This is a genomic window from Butyrivibrio sp. NC2007 (assembly GCF_000421405.1).
In the GTDB taxonomy this organism is placed as follows: Bacteria; Bacillota; Clostridia; order Lachnospirales; family Lachnospiraceae; genus Butyrivibrio.
Window position 1 is genome coordinate 74,671 of the sequence record NZ_ATWY01000015.1, and the last position, 15,595, is coordinate 90,265.

General features: G+C 44.3%; 16 protein-coding genes. All 16 read right to left on the bottom strand.

All coding sequences use genetic code 11. The features are described 5' to 3' along the window. Window positions 1-14: 14 nt before the first annotated feature. The 16 genes from mtnA to G632_RS0112740 all read right to left on the bottom strand — a co-directional run bounded on the left by mtnA (window position 15) and on the right by G632_RS0112740 (window position 15,590). Window positions 15-1,127 carry an S-methyl-5-thioribose-1-phosphate isomerase gene (gene mtnA, locus G632_RS0112665; RefSeq protein WP_022769648.1) on the bottom strand — a complete coding sequence of 371 codons (1,113 nt, stop codon included), beginning with the start codon at window positions 1,125-1,127 and terminating at the stop codon, window positions 15-17. A gap of 46 nt (window positions 1,128-1,173) precedes the next feature. Then, window positions 1,174-1,986, bottom strand: a complete 813-nt coding sequence (locus G632_RS21340) for a hypothetical protein (protein ID WP_022769649.1) — start codon at window positions 1,984-1,986, stop codon at window positions 1,174-1,176. A gap of 258 nt (window positions 1,987-2,244) precedes the next feature. After that, window positions 2,245-2,388, bottom strand: coding sequence for a hypothetical protein (locus tag G632_RS22010; protein WP_022769650.1), 144 nt, complete (start codon window positions 2,386-2,388; stop codon window positions 2,245-2,247). Window positions 2,389-2,429: 41 nt separating this feature from the next. Continuing rightward, a complete protein-coding gene (locus G632_RS0112680) occupies window positions 2,430-3,479 on the bottom strand; it encodes an electron transfer flavoprotein subunit alpha/FixB family protein (protein ID WP_022769652.1) in 1,050 nt (349 codons plus the stop codon). Between the two features lie 25 nt (window positions 3,480-3,504). Further along, window positions 3,505-4,299: an electron transfer flavoprotein subunit beta/FixA family protein gene (locus G632_RS0112685; RefSeq protein ID WP_022769653.1), complete on the bottom strand. Its 795-nt coding sequence runs from the start codon at window positions 4,297-4,299 to the stop codon at window positions 3,505-3,507. A 30-nt stretch (window positions 4,300-4,329) separates the two neighbouring features. Further along, window positions 4,330-5,490 carry an acyl-CoA dehydrogenase gene (locus G632_RS0112690; protein WP_022769654.1) on the bottom strand — a complete coding sequence of 387 codons (1,161 nt, stop codon included), beginning with the start codon at window positions 5,488-5,490 and terminating at the stop codon, window positions 4,330-4,332. Window positions 5,491-5,524: 34 nt separating this feature from the next. Further along, the gene (locus G632_RS0112695; protein WP_022769656.1) at window positions 5,525-6,397 is read right to left on the bottom strand and encodes a 3-hydroxyacyl-CoA dehydrogenase NAD-binding domain-containing protein; all 873 of its coding nucleotides are present in this window, start codon (window positions 6,395-6,397) and stop codon (window positions 5,525-5,527) included. 41 nt (window positions 6,398-6,438) lie between these two features. Further along, the gene (locus G632_RS0112700) at window positions 6,439-7,233 is read right to left on the bottom strand and encodes an enoyl-CoA hydratase-related protein (protein WP_022769657.1); all 795 of its coding nucleotides are present in this window, start codon (window positions 7,231-7,233) and stop codon (window positions 6,439-6,441) included. Window positions 7,234-7,312: 79 nt separating this feature from the next. Next, window positions 7,313-8,506: an acetyl-CoA C-acetyltransferase gene (locus G632_RS0112705; RefSeq protein WP_022769658.1), complete on the bottom strand. Its 1,194-nt coding sequence runs from the start codon at window positions 8,504-8,506 to the stop codon at window positions 7,313-7,315. Window positions 8,507-8,724: 218 nt separating this feature from the next. After that, complete coding sequence (gene hpf / locus G632_RS0112710) at window positions 8,725-9,255, bottom strand: ribosome hibernation-promoting factor, HPF/YfiA family (protein ID WP_022769661.1); 531 nt, start codon at window positions 9,253-9,255, stop codon at window positions 8,725-8,727. Between the two features lie 442 nt (window positions 9,256-9,697). Next, window positions 9,698-11,026 carry a C40 family peptidase gene (locus G632_RS0112715; protein WP_022769662.1) on the bottom strand — a complete coding sequence of 443 codons (1,329 nt, stop codon included), beginning with the start codon at window positions 11,024-11,026 and terminating at the stop codon, window positions 9,698-9,700. A gap of 80 nt (window positions 11,027-11,106) precedes the next feature. Beyond that, on the bottom strand, window positions 11,107-12,045 hold the full coding sequence (trxB, locus tag G632_RS0112720; RefSeq protein WP_022769663.1) for a thioredoxin-disulfide reductase: 939 nt from the start codon (window positions 12,043-12,045) through the stop codon (window positions 11,107-11,109). 103 nt (window positions 12,046-12,148) lie between these two features. Next, window positions 12,149-12,871, bottom strand: a complete 723-nt coding sequence (gene ymfI / locus G632_RS0112725) for an elongation factor P 5-aminopentanone reductase (protein ID WP_022769671.1) — start codon at window positions 12,869-12,871, stop codon at window positions 12,149-12,151. 69 nt (window positions 12,872-12,940) lie between these two features. Continuing rightward, complete coding sequence (locus tag G632_RS0112730) at window positions 12,941-13,300, bottom strand: response regulator (RefSeq protein ID WP_022769672.1); 360 nt, start codon at window positions 13,298-13,300, stop codon at window positions 12,941-12,943. Window positions 13,301-13,318: 18 nt separating this feature from the next. Continuing rightward, window positions 13,319-14,206, bottom strand: coding sequence for a chemotaxis protein CheX (locus tag G632_RS21345; RefSeq protein WP_022769673.1), 888 nt, complete (start codon window positions 14,204-14,206; stop codon window positions 13,319-13,321). 94 nt (window positions 14,207-14,300) lie between these two features. Further along, complete coding sequence (locus tag G632_RS0112740; RefSeq protein WP_022769674.1) at window positions 14,301-15,590, bottom strand: SseB family protein; 1,290 nt, start codon at window positions 15,588-15,590, stop codon at window positions 14,301-14,303. Window positions 15,591-15,595: the final 5 nt, after the last annotated feature.

The window sequence follows — 15,595 nt, forward strand, 5'->3', positions numbered from 1 at the left end:
TAACCCACCTGTAATTATTTTTTGATTTCGGAAAAGAGCTTTCGTATAGCCTCATCGTATGGAGCATGAAGTATACCGTACTCAGTTACGATACCTGCGATAAGCTCGTTGTCTGTTACATCAAATGCAGGATTGTAAACGTTAATGCCTTCAGGCGCCATGCGTTCTTTGTACCACATCTCGGTGACTTCTTCAGGCTTTCTCTGCTCGATGTTGATATCAGCTCCGGTGGGAGTGTTGATATCGATGGTCGATGTAGGTGCGCAGATATAGAAAGGAACACCGTATCGCTTTGCAGCAAGAGCAACCATGCTGGTTCCGATCTTATTGGCTGCATCGCCGTTGGCAGCAACCCTGTCACAGCCTGTGAATATCACGTTTACAGCACCGCTCTTCATAAGTGATGCAGACATGTTGTCGCACAAAAGAGTTGTATCAATGCCTGCAGAATGTAGCTCAAAAGCAGTAAGTCTTGCTCCCTGTAAAAGAGGCCTTGTCTCATCACAGTACACCTTGATGTTGTAGCCTTTTTCATGAGCAAGATACATAGGCGCTGTAGCTGTTCCATACTTGCAGGCGCAAAGCTGACCTGCGTTGCAGTGTGTGAGAATGCCGTCTCCGTCCTTTACAAGCGTTACGCCATATTCACCGATCCTGCGGCAAACATCAATATCCTCCTGCTTGATACGCTGGCACTCATCACGCATCTCGTCTATCAGCTTAGGACGAACAGCATCTGAAAATGAGCCACTGACTCCGTCCCTAGGGCTCATTTTGGCGTAGACTTTTTCAACGTGAGCTTTCATGCGCTTAAGTGCCCAGGACAGATTGACTGCTGTGGGACGGGATGAATTCAAGTAATCGCTCTTTTCATCAAGCTCCTTCATGAACTCATCATAGCTTTGAGCCTTGGAATGCTTCATCAAAAGATAAAGTCCCATACCGGCACTTACTCCGATAGCCGGTGCGCCTCTTACCTGCAACAGGTAGATTGCATCCCAGATCTCTTTTGCCGTATGAAGTCTTATGATCTCAATCTTGCCGGGAAGCAGCGTCTGGTCAATGATCTCTAGGGCGTCGTCCTCATCGATAAGTGATACTGTTTCGTAATCTAAAATACTCTTCATCTAACAATTCCTTTCACGTCTGTGTTTTTATTGCATGTTTTCACATTTATTTCAGGTATCGATTTACCAATAGATCAAGATATCTGGCATCAAAAATACTTCCGTTAGTTTCAAATGTAGCAAGGAGCCCATCTCCTAAGGTATATCCACTCAGAGCGTATTCTTCAATCTTCCGGATATTCCTTCTGCAATATCTAAGCTCATCCATCTTGCCAAAATGCTCCAAAAAGAATTCTTTTCTTGTTCTGACATTGAGAGTCGCAAAGTCCGGATAAACCCTTTCACCATCAGTCAATATCACCTCGGGCTCATAAACATAAGGAATCCCCTCAGCATATAGCTTATCTGCAATTATTTTTTCAGACTTGGATCTTACCTGCTCACCTCGCTCGGTGAGAATAATCTCCTTTTTGTCGTAAGTATTTCCTCCGCAATGCCACTTATTGAGCCAGTTATCTAGAAAAACATCATCCGGAACATAGTATGGTTCAACCAAATCGCGTTTGATGTCACTCAGATTATTATATATTATTTCAGGCGTATTGTGTTCGTAACAATCGATCAGGTTTTGAATCCTATATTCCGCTTTTTGCGCCCACGCCAGCATTTTCGAGTCATATCCCTTTTGTGCAAGCTTTTTTGCCACATCGTATTTATCTTTCCCCAAATATATTCCACCCGCATTCTTTTCACGATTCTCTGAAATATACTGATAAAACTGAGTTTTCCTGCCTGTTGTACCATTTACTCTAAGACTTCCCTCCGGCGCATTCTCAAGATTTTCTGTCAGTTTACCCTTAAGATATGTTATTTGTCTTTCTTCTCTTTTCAATTCATTTAATATGTCGCTGTTCAGCAATTCTACTCCTTCCTTTTTCGCTTGTTTTTCTGATGACTCCTATATCACACGAGCTTTTGCTCATGTTTTCACACATATATGGCGTCTGCTTACTTTCAAGCGATAGTTTATATGTCTTTTTGCACGTGTTATTAAAGTTGTATTAAATACAAGCGAAATACACCAATTTTCTTCGCATATATTCCGCATCATTTACCAAATGTGTGACTTTTCCTCCCAATGATCTTTAAACACTTGGCAAGAACCTATTTACACACTTCATTTCAGTGAAATAGCGATATCAGAACCGATATCTCTTTTGACAGGAACCAGGTTGATTCCCATAAGAACAATAAAAATAATAACAGAATCACTAGAACTTGTAAACAGCGTAGAATTATCACCTATGCAAAAAAGAGACATCGGATTACTCCGATGCCTCTCCTTAAATCTCATGTCAACTATCAGCCCTTTGCTGCAAGCTCTTCCTTAAGTCTCTTTGTAAGAGCAGGAACTACCTTGTTGAGGTCGCCTACGATACCGTAGTCAGCAACGTCAAAGATAGGTGCGTTCTCATCTTTGTTGATAGCAATGATGATATCTGACTCTTCCATACCTGCTACGTGCTGGATGGCTCCGGAGATACCGATTGCGAAGTAAAGCTGAGGACGAACTGTCTTACCTGTCTGTCCAACCTGAAGATCCTTGGGCTTCCAGCCTGAATCTACAACTGCACGAGAGCAGGAAACTGTTCCGTGAACAACCTCTGCGAGCTCTTCAAGAATCTTGAAGTTCTCAGGTGATCCAACACCACGGCCGCCTGATACAAGGATCTTAGCTGCCTGGATATCAGCAACTGCTGATGTCTCTTTAACGATCTTAACGATCTCTGTGTAGCAGTCGTTCTTCTCAAATCCGGGATTGTAATCAACGATCTCTGCCTTAGCACCCTTGATAGGATCGATCTTCTGCATAACGCCCGGACGTACAGTAGCCATCTGAGGTCTGAAATCAGGGCAAGCGATGGTAGCGATTGTGTTTCCACCGAATGCAGGACGTGTCATAAGGAGCTGTTTGTGCTTCTGCTCTCTGCCTTCTACTGGCTCAAGAGGGAAGTCTCCGATATCAAGCTGTGTACAGTCAGCTGTAAGTCCTGTGTGTACTCTTGAAGATACTCTTGGGCCAAGGTCACGACCGATGGCTGTAGCACCAACAAGGAGGATCTCAGGCTTGAACTCCTTGATAACAGATGCAAGAGCGTGTGTGTAAGGCTCTGTTCTGTAATCCTTAAGTTCAGGATTGTCTACTACGATAACTCTGTCAGCACCGTACTCTGCAAGCTTGTCAGTAAGTCCCTTAACATCGCTTCCAAGAAGTACTGCTGTAACTTTTTTCTCATCAAGGTCTTCTGCAAGACTCTTTGCTTTGCCCAGAAGCTCAAGTGCGATGCCTGAAAGCTCGCCGTCTACCTGCTGAGCAAAGATAAATACACCTTTATATTCTTCTAAAGACATGACTCTTCTCCTTTTCAATCAAAAATTATAAGATTACGTGTTTCTCCTTAAGCTTGCCTACGATGTAGTCAACTGCTTCCTCAGCTGAATCAGGAGCAACCTTCTCGCCCTGACCCTTCTTAACCTTATCGGAAGCCTTTGCAATCTGTGTAGGTGAACCCTTAAGTCCAAGGTTAGAATCGTCTACATCCTTAAGATCAGCTCTGCCCCATACGGTAACTTCCTGATCAAATGCATCGAATATTCCACCCGGTGTCATGTATCTTGGCTCGTTGAGCTCTGAAAGAGCTGTTACAAGACAAGGCATGTTAGCCTTAACGATGTGGTATCTGTCTTCGAACTGTCTCTTAACTTCAACAGTCTTAGCAGCCTCGTCAACCTTGATCTCCTCAGCATAAGAAATTACAGGAATTCCAAGATGCTCAGAAATCTGAGGTCCAACCTGAGCTGTATCTCCATCGATAGCCTGACGGCCTGTGATGATGAGATCATACTCAAGGTTTCTGAGTGCGCCTGCGATAGTTGAAGATGTTGCCCATGTATCAGCGCCGCCGAGTACTCTGTCAGTTACAAGAACTGCCTTATCTGCGCCCATAGCAAGAGCTTCTCTAAGTACAGCGTCAGCCTTTGGAAGTCCCATTGTAAGAACTGTAACCTCTGCGCCATACTGATCTTTTAATCTAAGTGCTGCCTCAAGTCCTGCTTTGTCATCAGGATTCATGATTGCAAGCATTGCACCTCTATCCAATGTTCCATCGGGTTTGAACTTAACGCCGCCCTTTGTATCAGGGACCTGCTTAATGCAAACTACAACTTTCATTTTATAATCTCCTTTTCGTTATCATCTGGCTTACTTTAAAAGAGCTCCTGAAATAACCATTCTCTGAACCTCAGATGTACCCTCGTAGATCTCTGTGATCTTAGCATCACGCATCATTCTCTCTACTTCGTACTCTCTGATGTAGCCGTATCCACCGTGAAGTTGTACAGCCTTTGTGGTTACATCCATTGCTACCTCTGCTGCGAAAAGCTTAGCCTTAGCAGCTTCTACTGAGTAAACATCCTTATTCTTCTTTGCATCAGCAGCCTGATAAACAAGGAGTCTTGCTGCTTCACACTGTGTAGCCATGTTAGCAAGCTGGAACTGTGTGTTCTGGAACTGGCCAATAGCACGACCAAACTGCTTTCTTTCCTTTACATACTCAACTGTTCTGTCGAGTGCGCCCTCTGCAATACCAAGAGCCTGAGCAGCGATACCGATACGTCCGCCATCAAGTGTGTGCATTGCGATAGGGAAGCCCTTTCCGCGAGCACCAAGAAGGTTCTCTGCAGGAATGTGGCAATCCTGGAAAATAAGCTCGTAAGTAGAAGATCCGCGGATACCCATCTTGTTCTCCTTTGTACCAAAGGTGAATCCGGGTGTTCCCTTCTCAACGATGAATGCTGAGAACTTCTTCTGCTTTCTGCCTCTCTTATCCTCAACGATATCTGTGTAAGCGATGATGATGTAGATATCTGCAACCTCACCGTTTGTGATGAAGCACTTAGATCCGTTAAGAACCCACTCTTTTCCGTCTTCTGTAAGAACAGCCTTAGTCTGAACGCCCTGAGCGTCTGTTCCTGCCATAGGCTCTGTAAGACCGAATGCGCCGAGCTTCTCGCCCTTTGCAAGAGGAACGAGGTATTTCTGCTTCTGCTCCTCTGTTCCGTATGTCATGATAGGATCGCAGCAAAGTGATGTGTGAGCAGATACGATAACTGCTGTAGTTCCACAAACCTTTGCAAGCTCCTCTACGCACATGATGTATGTGAGAGGATCACATCCCTGTCCGCCGTACTGCTTAGGAATCGGGATACCCATGAATCCGTATTTCTGCATCTTCTTAACGGTCTCCATAGGGAAAACTTCTGTCTCATCAACCTCTATTGCGTTTGGCTTTACTTCTTTTTCTGCAAACTCTTTAAAAAGAGCTCTCGCCATTTCATGTTGCTGATCAAGCTGAAAATCCATGATTTAAACCTCCAAATTTATTATTTATGAGTTATTACTTATCTGTTGGAACCTTGTTTCCATCTGCATAGTTGTAGAAGCCGATTCCTGTCTTAACGCCGAGCTTCTTACCACGAACCATCTTACGAAGAAGAGGGCAAGCACGATACTTGGAATCACCTGTCTCTGAGTAGAGAACATCCATAATAGCAAGAACGATATCAAGACCGATGTAATCGCCCAGCTCAAGGGGTCCCATAGGATGGTTGCATCCAAGCTTCATAGCTGTGTCGATACCTGCGATATCTGAAACGCCTTCTGAATAAACAAAGATACCCTCGTTGATCATAGGAACAAGGATTCTGTTTACAACAAAGCCTGCTGCTTCGTTAACCTGTACAGGAGTCTTTCCAAGATCCTCTGAAATCTTCTTGATCTTATCAACCATGTCATCAGGAGTGTTAGCACCCTGGATAACCTCAACCAGCTTCATAACAGGAGCAGGATTGAAGAAGTGCATTCCGATGATAGGCTTTGCAAGGCCTGATCCAATCTCTGTGATTGAAAGTGAAGATGTGTTTGAAGCAAAGATGCAATCAGGGTTCTTTACGATGTTGTCCTGAAGCTCCTTGAAAAGATTCTTCTTAATATCCATAACCTCAAGAGCTGCCTCAACTACGAGATCAGCATCTGCACAGATGTCGTTAAGACCTGTCTGGATCTTAGCTGTGATAGCATCTGCCTCTTCCTGAGTCTTCTTTCCCTTAGCAACCTGCTTATCAAGACCCTTCTTGATCTTAGCAAATCCGCCCTCAGCAAACTCAGTCTTGATGTCGCAAAGATAAACCTTCTCTACGCTCTGAGCCTGAGCAAATGTCTGAGCAATACCTGAGCCCATTGTTCCTGCGCCAATTACTGCAACTTTCATTTCTAATTCCTCCTAATTTGATTTTTCTATTTTGATTGAAGTTATTTATTCTGGAAATCTACAACCTTAACCTTAGCCGGGTCGTCTTTCTTACGAAGGAAGTTAGCCATTCCCTCTCTCTGATCGTATGACTCGAAGCATGAACCAAAGAGCTTCTCCTCGATTACAAGAGCATCGTCGATGTTAACCTGAAGACCATCGTTGATTGCTTTCTTGCATGCTCTTACAGCGATAGGAGCGTTAGCAGCGATCTTGCTTGCCATCTTCTCAGCCTCTGCAAGGAGCTCTTCCTGAGGATATACAGCGTTTACAAGACCGATTCTGTAAGCCTCGTCAGCCTTGATGTTCTTAGCTGTGTAGATAAGCTGCTTAGCCATTCCTGCGCCGATAAGACGAGCAAGTCTCTGTGTTCCACCAAATCCCGGTGTAATTCCAAGACCAACCTCAGGCTGACCAAACATAGCATTCTCTGAGCAGATACGGATATCGCAGCTCATTGAGATCTCACATCCACCGCCAAGTGCAAAACCGTTGATAGCAGCAATTACAGGAACAGGGAACTGCTCGATCTTGCGGAAGATGTCGTTACCCTTCTTACCAAAAGCTTCTCCCTCTGCCTTTGAAAGAGTGCTCATCTCTCCGATATCAGCACCTGCAACAAATGACTTCTCGCCGGCACCTGTAAGAACAACAGCTCTTACTACCTCGAGATCAAGACCGTCAAAAGCTGCCTCGAGGTCATCAAGAACCTGTGAGTTCAGGGCGTTGAGTGCCTCAGGTCTGTTGATTGTAATTACAGCAATTTTGTCTTTTACTTCGCAATTTACAAAACCCATTCTATTTGCCTCCTTTTAAACGTGATAATAGTCTGCAGGGTTTTTTGGCCCCGCAGACCATGCTCACAATTATTTATGATTAGCCTTCGTACTTCTCAACGATTGTAGCGCATCCCATTCCGCCACCGATGCAAAGTGTAGCAAGACCCTTCTTAGCCTCAGGTCTCTTAGCCATTGCATAGAGAAGTGTTACAAGGATACGGCAGCCTGATGCTCCAACAGGGTGTCCCAGAGCAATAGCTCCACCGTTTACGTTAACCTTGCTCATATCAAATCCAAGGTCCTTGGCAACTGCAACTGACTGAGCTGCGAATGCCTCGTTAGCCTCGATAAGATCGATGTCATCAAGTGTAAGCTCTGTCTTCTTAAGAGCCTTTCTTGTAGCTGCAACAGGTCCGATACCCATGATCTCAGGCTCAACACCTGCAAGAGCTCCGCCTACCCATGTAGCCATAGGCTTGATTCCAAGTTCCTTAGCCTTCTCTTCGCTCATAACAACAACTGCAGCAGCACCATCGTTGATACCTGATGCGTTACCTGCTGTTACAAGTCCGCCTTCCTTGCCTGAGCAGCATTTAAGCTTTGCAAGAGTCTCAACAGTTGTTCCGGCACGAGGTCCCTCGTCTACCTTGAACTCAACCATTTCCTTCTTAACCTTAACGGGAACAGGAACGATCTCATCGTCGAATGCGCCTGTAGCCTGAGCCTTCTCGCACTTCTGCTGAGAATTAGCTGAGAACTCATCGAGCTCTTCTCTTGTAAGGTTCCATCTGTCGCAGATATTCTCTGCTGTGATCATCATGTGATAGTGATTGAAAGCATCTGTAAGAGCATCGTTTACCATGGTATCAACAAGTGTTCCATTGTTCATACGATATCCGAAACGTGCATTTGGAAGTGCGTAAGGAGCCATTGACATGTTCTCCATACCACCTGCTACTACGATATCAGCCTCGCCTGCCTTGATCAGGTCAGCTGCCATATTTACACAGTTAAGACCAGAGCCGCATACTACGTTAAGTGTTACTGCAGGAGTCTCAATAGGAAGACCAGCCTTGATTGATGCCTGTCTTGCTACGTTCTGTCCAAGGCCTGCCTGGATAACGCATCCCATAAGTACTTCATCAACCATCTCAGGCTTAACACCTGCGCGATTAAGTGCCTCCTTGATTACGATTGAACCAAGTTCTGCTGCTGGAGTATTGCTGAGGGCTCCACCCATTTTGCCGATGGCAGTTCTGACTGCACCAGCTATAACTACTTTCTGTGCCATAACGTATTACCTCCATTTTGGGGACTCTCTGATCCCAGTTTTTATTAAGTTTCTTCTGCAAAAACCTGCGTTAAAATCGATTGACAAATTTTTATCAGAACAGATTCATTGTAACATAGCACTTAGTCAAATGCAACAAAAATAGCTCCCGGGTGGGAGCTATTTTATTAAAAATCTATGAATTGATATTTAATTAACGGAATCCTATGTGCAATATATCAAGCTTCAGGCTCTATAAGTCCGTAGGTATTTCCTTTTCTCTTATACACTACGTTAACCTGATCTGTCTCGGCATTTACAAATACAAAGAAATTGTGTCCGAGAAGCTCCATCTGTACACAGGCATCCTCAGCATACATAGGCTTGGGATCGAACTTCTTCATACGCTCAATGCGGATATCCTCGTCATCCATGTAGTCTGACTCGATATACTCTTTCTTGAAGTTGCTGGCCTCAGCCTGCTGCTTGTCAACCAGTTTGCTCTTATACTTTTTAAGTTGTCTTTCGATTACCTCCTCTACAAGATCGATGGATACATACATGTCATTGCTGACCTGCTCAGCACGGATGATCTTGCCCTTAACAGGGATTGTTACTTCGATCTTATGTCTCTCTTTGTCCACATTAAGTGTGACATTCGCATTAGTATCGGGAGTGAAATACTTCTCAAGTTTTCCAATCTTTTCCTCAACTGCTGCCTTTAATCCGGGTGTTACATCAATGTTCTTTCCAACGATAGTAAATTTCATGCAATCATCCCCTTTACTTCGCCCAATCGGGACATATTTGTGTTAAAAACATTATAACATTGATACACATACATAAGCAAATTAAAGAAGTCGCATTTGTACAAAATGCACAAAAAATATCTACTGCTTTCTATTGTGCAAAATTAGCTTTTAGATAACGATTTCTGTGGACAATGTGGATAACTTCGTGTATAAGTCGAAAAAACGCGCTTTTTTATCCCGGGATTGTGGATAACTTTTAAAAATTTTATAAAGAAAAAGTTATCTTTCTATGTTGACATTTATATTTATGTGCAAAAGAGAGAAATGCAGAAATCAAAAAATAAGACTAAGTCCAATTCATTGAGACTTAGTCTTATTCTTTGATTTGTATATGGCGAACGACATTCAACGAGGAATGCTCGCATTCCGAGTCTGCATTTCGCTCTTTTGCACTAAATATTTAGAAGATTCTTCTTACAGCAAGTATTGTTCTGTAATCTGCATTAGAGATCTTAATACCTGTCTTGGCTGTAGAAGCATGTACGATCTGGCCGTTACCAATGTAGATAGCAACGTGACCTGAGTAACATACGATATCACCGGGCTGTGCATTTGCAAGTCCATCAACCGCTGCACCAACGCTTCTGTCGGCACCGGAAGAATGAGGAAGACTTACACCGAAGTTCTGGTATACGCTCATTACAAATCCTGAGCAGTCAGCACCATTTGTAAGTGATGTTCCACCGTATACATAAGGATTACCTACGAACTGCTGTGCAAACTGAGCAACTGCAGAACCGATGGAACTTGTAGCTGTTGTATATGATCCTGCGGAATTATAACTCTTAGATCCGCTTGACTCGCTTGAACTCTTTGTGTTCGCCTTAGCTGCCTTGGTAGCTGCTTCTCTTGCTGCTCTTTCCTTGGCAAGACGAGCTTCCTCTTCTGCCTTGGACTCGGCCTTAACGAACTCTGTGGAAAGTGTTACGTAATCCATTGATACGTAACCGTCACCTTCCTCGATACTAACCTTAACCCATCCGTCGAGCTCTTCCTCAACTACGAGCTGATCCTCGATAGGAACAAGGCCAAGCACCTCGGCATCAAGGCTTGCTCCGCCTCTAACCTTAAGTGTTGTGGTTGTTACAGTAGCGATTCTGGTTCCGACTTCCTTGGCAAAATCTACAGCATCATCACCGGTTACACAGTACTCTGCCTTAACGTAACCTTCAACTGATCCTGACTTGATCTTGTACCAGCCGTTGTCCTCCTCGATGAAGGTACCAACTGACTTGTCATAGAGCTTACCGATGATCTCGCCGTCCTCTTCTGAAGGAAGATCACGAACATTGACATAATCGTGAACCTTGGCGATAACGAGAGTCTTGAAGAGCTCATCCTCGGAATTCTCATCTGTGGTCTCTTCTTCTGTTCCTGCACTCTTAACAACTGCGCCGGTAGCGCTCTGAATATCTGAAAGAATCCTGTCTGATAATGTTGATGCAAGAGGTGTTACATTGGTTACAGTATCACTGGAATTGATTGCTTCTGTTGTGGCAGCTGACTTGCTGGTACTTGATGCAGCCTCTGCCTCTGCCTTCTCTGTCTCTACTGTTTCCTGAAGATTTGAAAGTGATACCTGATTGCTTCCAAGAGCATATGTAATACCTGCCTGTGGCAGTACACTTGTTACTTTATTAGATGAAGCGTATGCTGTGATGTTTAAGTTTGTAAATGTCATTGCAGCTACCATAGATAAAGCAGTAAGCTGCACAAATGGCTTTCTCAAAACTAACCTCCAAAATTGTTACGAATTTGTTACATCTTTTAAAAATATACGCCACATCTTCTGATTTGTCAAGGAAACTATCACTTTTCCTTACCTACCATGAAGTCCTGAACGGAAGTTACAGCATTTGCGCCGTCTGCAACAGCAGTGACGATTTGTCTTAAGCGCTTCTTCCTTGAATCACCTGCAACAAATATGCCGGGTGCGGAAGTTGCACCATCTTCACCTGCAATTACATATCCCTGTTCGTCGCACTCTACAACGTTTAAGAAAAGGTCTGTGGATGGATGTATTCCTATTGCGACAAATATTCCATCAATTGTAATATCTGACTGTGAATGATCCTTAACATTCTCTATATTAAGTCCTGTTACTGTATCCTGACCCTTGATCTCTTTTACAACGCTGTCCCAGATAACCTCAACGTTAGGAAGTGCGAAGAGCTCATCCTGAAGGATCTTGGTTGCTCTGAGCTCATTTCTTCTATGAATAAGGTAAACCTTCTTGCAGAATCTTGAGAGGAAGATAGCATCCTCAACAGCAACATCACCGCCGCCGTTAACTGCAGTGATCTTATCCTTATAAAATGCACCGTCACAGGTTGCACAGTACGAAACGCCCTTTCCGATGAACTCCTCTTCGCCGGGAATTCCAAGCTTGGAGTGGTGTGCTCCGGTTGCAAGAATGATTGTGTGTGTCTCAAACTCTCCGTTGTCTGTTACAACCTTATAGACAGGTGCCTTTGTATCTGATCCCTTATCTACGGTTTCAATAGCTGTTACAGAAGCATCTGCAAACTCAGCGCCGAGCTTATCCGCATGCTCTCTGAACTTCATGGCAAGATCAAAGCCGTTTACTCCGGGAATTCCAAGATAATTGTCAACCTCGTAGGTGTCGATTATCTGTCCGCCGCTGACAGGGTTCTTCTCAATGATAAGCATGTTAAGTCCTGCTCTCTTGGCATATACTGCTGCTGAAAGACCTGCAGGGCCTGAACCGATAATTATAAGATCATACATAGTGTATTACCTCCTTTTGGGAAACTTGTTATATAGTTAATAGTTGTATTTCGATTGTGAGCAATTGAATTGTATCACATAATTTTGTTTTGTAAAGTATTTTTTATAACCATCCACCGTCAATTGTAATTATCTGCCCCGTCATGTAGCTTGGAGCCTGGCTTACCATGAGAACAAGCTGTGCAACTTCTTTTGCTTCTCCCATTCTTCCCTCAGGAATTTCTTCGCATAACGCATCAAGGTCTTCCTCAGTAAGGTGGTTTCTGTTCATATCCGTATCGATCACTCCGCAGGCTACTGCGTTCACCGACACTCCGCTGGGCGCAAGCTCTTTTGCCAGAGCCTTGGTAAATGCATTTACTCCGCCCTTACTTGCTGAATAGGCGACTTCACAGGATGCTCCTGCCTCACCCCAGACCGACGAGATATTTATTATCCTTCCGCTTCCGGCTCGCACCATTCCCGGCGCAAAGAGCTTTGTCGTGTAAAAGAGACTGTCCAGATTTGTACCTGTAACCTTTTTCCAGTCCTCTATGTCCATATCTGTCAAAAGACCTATATGCGCCACTCCTGCGTTGTTAACAATAACGTCAACATCCCCCGCCTCGTCATAGAGCTCTTTTACCGCATTATAATCAGACACGTCGCAGGCCACAGCCTTGCACATGATTCCATATGTATCCGTCAGCTCCACAGCGAGAGCCTTTAAATCTTCTATATTATTCTTACAGCACAGCACCAGGTTATCTTTGTTTTTGGCAAAAGAGATTGCGATCTCCCTTCCGATTCCTCTGGATGCTCCGGTTATCAAAACCTTTCTGCTCATATTGCCTTCTTTCATACTATAAAATTAGCCGAGAGCATAGCCCTCGGCTTATATTCTCATGTTTACGCCTTACATCTCGCAGTGCGCCAAAGCTTCTATTACGGTTTCCTCAACAAAAGGCTTAGAAACGAACTCTGTTGCGCCAAGCTTAACAGCTTCCATCATCTTGTCCTTCTGACCTGCGGCTGTTATCATGACAACCTTGGAATCGGGAAAATCCTTCTTGATCTGCCGAAGCGCCTCGATGCCGTCCATCTCCGGCATTGTGATATCCATAGTTACGATATCGGGCAGGAGCTTGGCATAAAATTCGACACCTTCCTTGCCGTTTATAGCTTCACCTACAATATTATATCCGGCTCTCTCCAAAATGTCTTTAAGTATCCTTCTGGAAGTTCTTGAATCATCTACTATAAGTACGTTCTTCATCTACGTGCCTCCTGTATTTCATCCAACCAAAATATCTTTAGACACTGCAATAATGTATTTGATTTCTCCTCCCGCAATATAGACAGGCATCACGATCATCTCATCGCTGGTGGCCTGTGCAAAGTTCACAGAGAAATTAGGTGGTTCAAGCTCTATCTTGGAGTCGTTCCTGCTCTGTTCCGACGCATAAAGACCATTGATACAGTTAATAAGCTCGCACACTGCATCAAGGGCATCTTCCTTGGTCTCGATAAATTCTTCCTTGGTGTACGCGATAGCCATCTTCCTGACATCTTCGTACTTACCGGAAATTGCAACTGCTGCCTGCTGGTCCCCATGGAACTTCTGGTAGCCCATAACCTCATCGTTTATGACTCTGGCAGTATAGGCTTTACCTACATATAAATGGTTGTCCACCAGTCTGTACATGTTTTTCAGGCCCATTGCGAACATTCCGTTATAGACAGGATCATCATTGTCGAGGAATATGGAAACTGCTTTATCAACCTCTCCGCTCTTTAGAACTGCCATATCAGTCTCAGTAAAGCCGTTGGCTCTCTGATAGTCAGCCTCGACCTTCTCAAGCTGTTCCATTGTCAGGATGCCCATATCCACTACAGACTGAAGGAAGGTCAGATATGTATTGCCCTGGAGTCCTAAAAGCCTCTGAACCTGAGTTTCCGTAAGATATCCCTTCTCAACAGCGATATCACCAAAGCGCTTATCCATGGTTGCCTGAAGCATGTTGACCTGCTCAGCCTGAGCTATGGTCATCATCCTCTCAGACACCGCGATAACACCGAGCTTGGCTCTGTCAGATTCCTGTTTTTTGTAAACCTGCATAAGCTGGCTCTTGGTGATCATTCCCTGTTCAACAAGGCTTGTTCCGATTAAACGATCTAGCATTTATGCCGCTCCTTCTTGAAATGTAAATTTCAAATCAACAGATGACGGAACTATACTACAATTTTAATCTAATATACGCACACAAACAAGCATATTATTGATTGTCTTCCTTGCGCATTTCGGCCATCGCCTGGCTTACTGCAGCTGATACAGCATCAGTTGTTGATGCAGCTGCCACCTGTCCTGCCTGATTTTTGGCTCTCATCATTTCAGCCTGTTTACCTGCTACCTCAAGCGCCATGATCCTGTCCTTGGTAAGAACTACGCTCTGGCCAAGAGGATTGATAACAAGACCCTCTCTGTCCTGGATAAAGCGGATAACATCCTGGTATCTGAACACGCCGGCGTTCCAGTCCTTGGTAACACCCTGTTTTGCAAACTCAAAAGGATCTGTATATACAGGAAGGAACTGCTTATCATCCTTGGTCTTGACTACCATGAACTTGAGCTTGGTGTCCTTGCCGATCTTGATCCTTCCATTCTCATCAACTTCCGTAGGTCCCTCATGCTGTGTGGGAACAAGGAGCTGTGCGCCTCTGATAAGAGAGAGCATCCTCATCTCCTTGGCCTTTAAGATGTCGTCTCTCTTTTCATACTTAACAGGCCATCTTACTTCCTCAAGAAAATCGATCATGGCAAAGTTGAGGGCTGAGTTTACAGGCTCAGGCCTTCTCTCTGCTCCGCTCCACTCGCCGGGCGCAGCCACGATCTCATTTCTCTTAAATCTTGCTCTGTAACCGCCGTTATCCACCAGCAGATTCTCAATTCCGATATAGTAGAGATAATCAAAGAAACCGAATTTACCGCCGCCCTTGTAATTGGGATCCTCTATCTGGCACTTTCTTGCTGCAACCTTTCTGAACTGTTTGTTAAAGATCTCAGCTGCCTTTTCCGCAAGCTCCTGCTCAAAATAAACATTTGCAAATCCCTGTTCAATGAAAGGATAGCCGGTGCTCTGATCGTAGAGAACGAAGAGATACTCAGCATCTCTTACTCTCCTGAGCACTTCGTTATAGATGAGCCTGTGATTCTTCTCAAATCCCGGCAGAGCAGCCTTCTTATTAAATACTTCAAGTGCAGTCAAAAGAAATAACAGCTCCTGCCCAGATAATCCCTTAACATACTCGGGGTCTATCTCTTCCTCGTAGATCATGGCGCCGATCTCATCTTTTTTCTCAGAAGGAACGGTCTCCTCTGCCTTTTCACCCTCAGACTCCTTGGTGTTGATAGGATTGATGCGACCGATAACAGGCCACTCCAGACCCTCGTGGGCCTTGATGGCTTCCTCTTTGGCATTTGCCTTCTTTTGGCTCTGTGCCTGCTCAGCTTCCTGCTCAGCAGTCTCCCCGTTTTTCTTGTTTCCGAAAATACTAAAAATTCCCATTTAAA

What these genes read in the sequence shown, in the direction of transcription:
- mtnA (WP_022769648.1), bottom strand. Translation starts at nt 1,127, where the DNA reads ATGAAGAGTATTTTAGATTACGAAACAGTATCACTTATCGATGAGGAC.
- G632_RS22010 (WP_022769650.1), bottom strand. Translation starts at nt 2,388, where the DNA reads ATGTCTCTTTTTTGCATAGGTGATAATTCTACGCTGTTTACAAGTTCT.
- G632_RS0112680 (WP_022769652.1), bottom strand. Translation starts at nt 3,479, where the DNA reads ATGTCTTTAGAAGAATATAAAGGTGTATTTATCTTTGCTCAGCAGGTA.
- G632_RS0112685 (WP_022769653.1), bottom strand. Translation starts at nt 4,299, where the DNA reads ATGAAAGTTGTAGTTTGCATTAAGCAGGTCCCTGATACAAAGGGCGGC.
- G632_RS0112690 (WP_022769654.1), bottom strand. Translation starts at nt 5,490, where the DNA reads ATGGATTTTCAGCTTGATCAGCAACATGAAATGGCGAGAGCTCTTTTT.
- G632_RS0112695 (WP_022769656.1), bottom strand. Translation starts at nt 6,397, where the DNA reads ATGAAAGTTGCAGTAATTGGCGCAGGAACAATGGGCTCAGGTATTGCT.
- G632_RS0112700 (WP_022769657.1), bottom strand. Translation starts at nt 7,233, where the DNA reads ATGGGTTTTGTAAATTGCGAAGTAAAAGACAAAATTGCTGTAATTACA.
- G632_RS0112705 (WP_022769658.1), bottom strand. Translation starts at nt 8,506, where the DNA reads ATGGCACAGAAAGTAGTTATAGCTGGTGCAGTCAGAACTGCCATCGGC.
- hpf (WP_022769661.1), bottom strand. Translation starts at nt 9,255, where the DNA reads ATGAAATTTACTATCGTTGGAAAGAACATTGATGTAACACCCGGATTA.
- trxB (WP_022769663.1), bottom strand. Translation starts at nt 12,045, where the DNA reads ATGTATGATCTTATAATTATCGGTTCAGGCCCTGCAGGTCTTTCAGCA.
- ymfI (WP_022769671.1), bottom strand. Translation starts at nt 12,871, where the DNA reads ATGAGCAGAAAGGTTTTGATAACCGGAGCATCCAGAGGAATCGGAAGG.
- G632_RS0112730 (WP_022769672.1), bottom strand. Translation starts at nt 13,300, where the DNA reads ATGAAGAACGTACTTATAGTAGATGATTCAAGAACTTCCAGAAGGATA.
- G632_RS21345 (WP_022769673.1), bottom strand. Translation starts at nt 14,206, where the DNA reads ATGCTAGATCGTTTAATCGGAACAAGCCTTGTTGAACAGGGAATGATC.
- G632_RS0112740 (WP_022769674.1), bottom strand. Translation starts at nt 15,590, where the DNA reads ATGGGAATTTTTAGTATTTTCGGAAACAAGAAAAACGGGGAGACTGCT.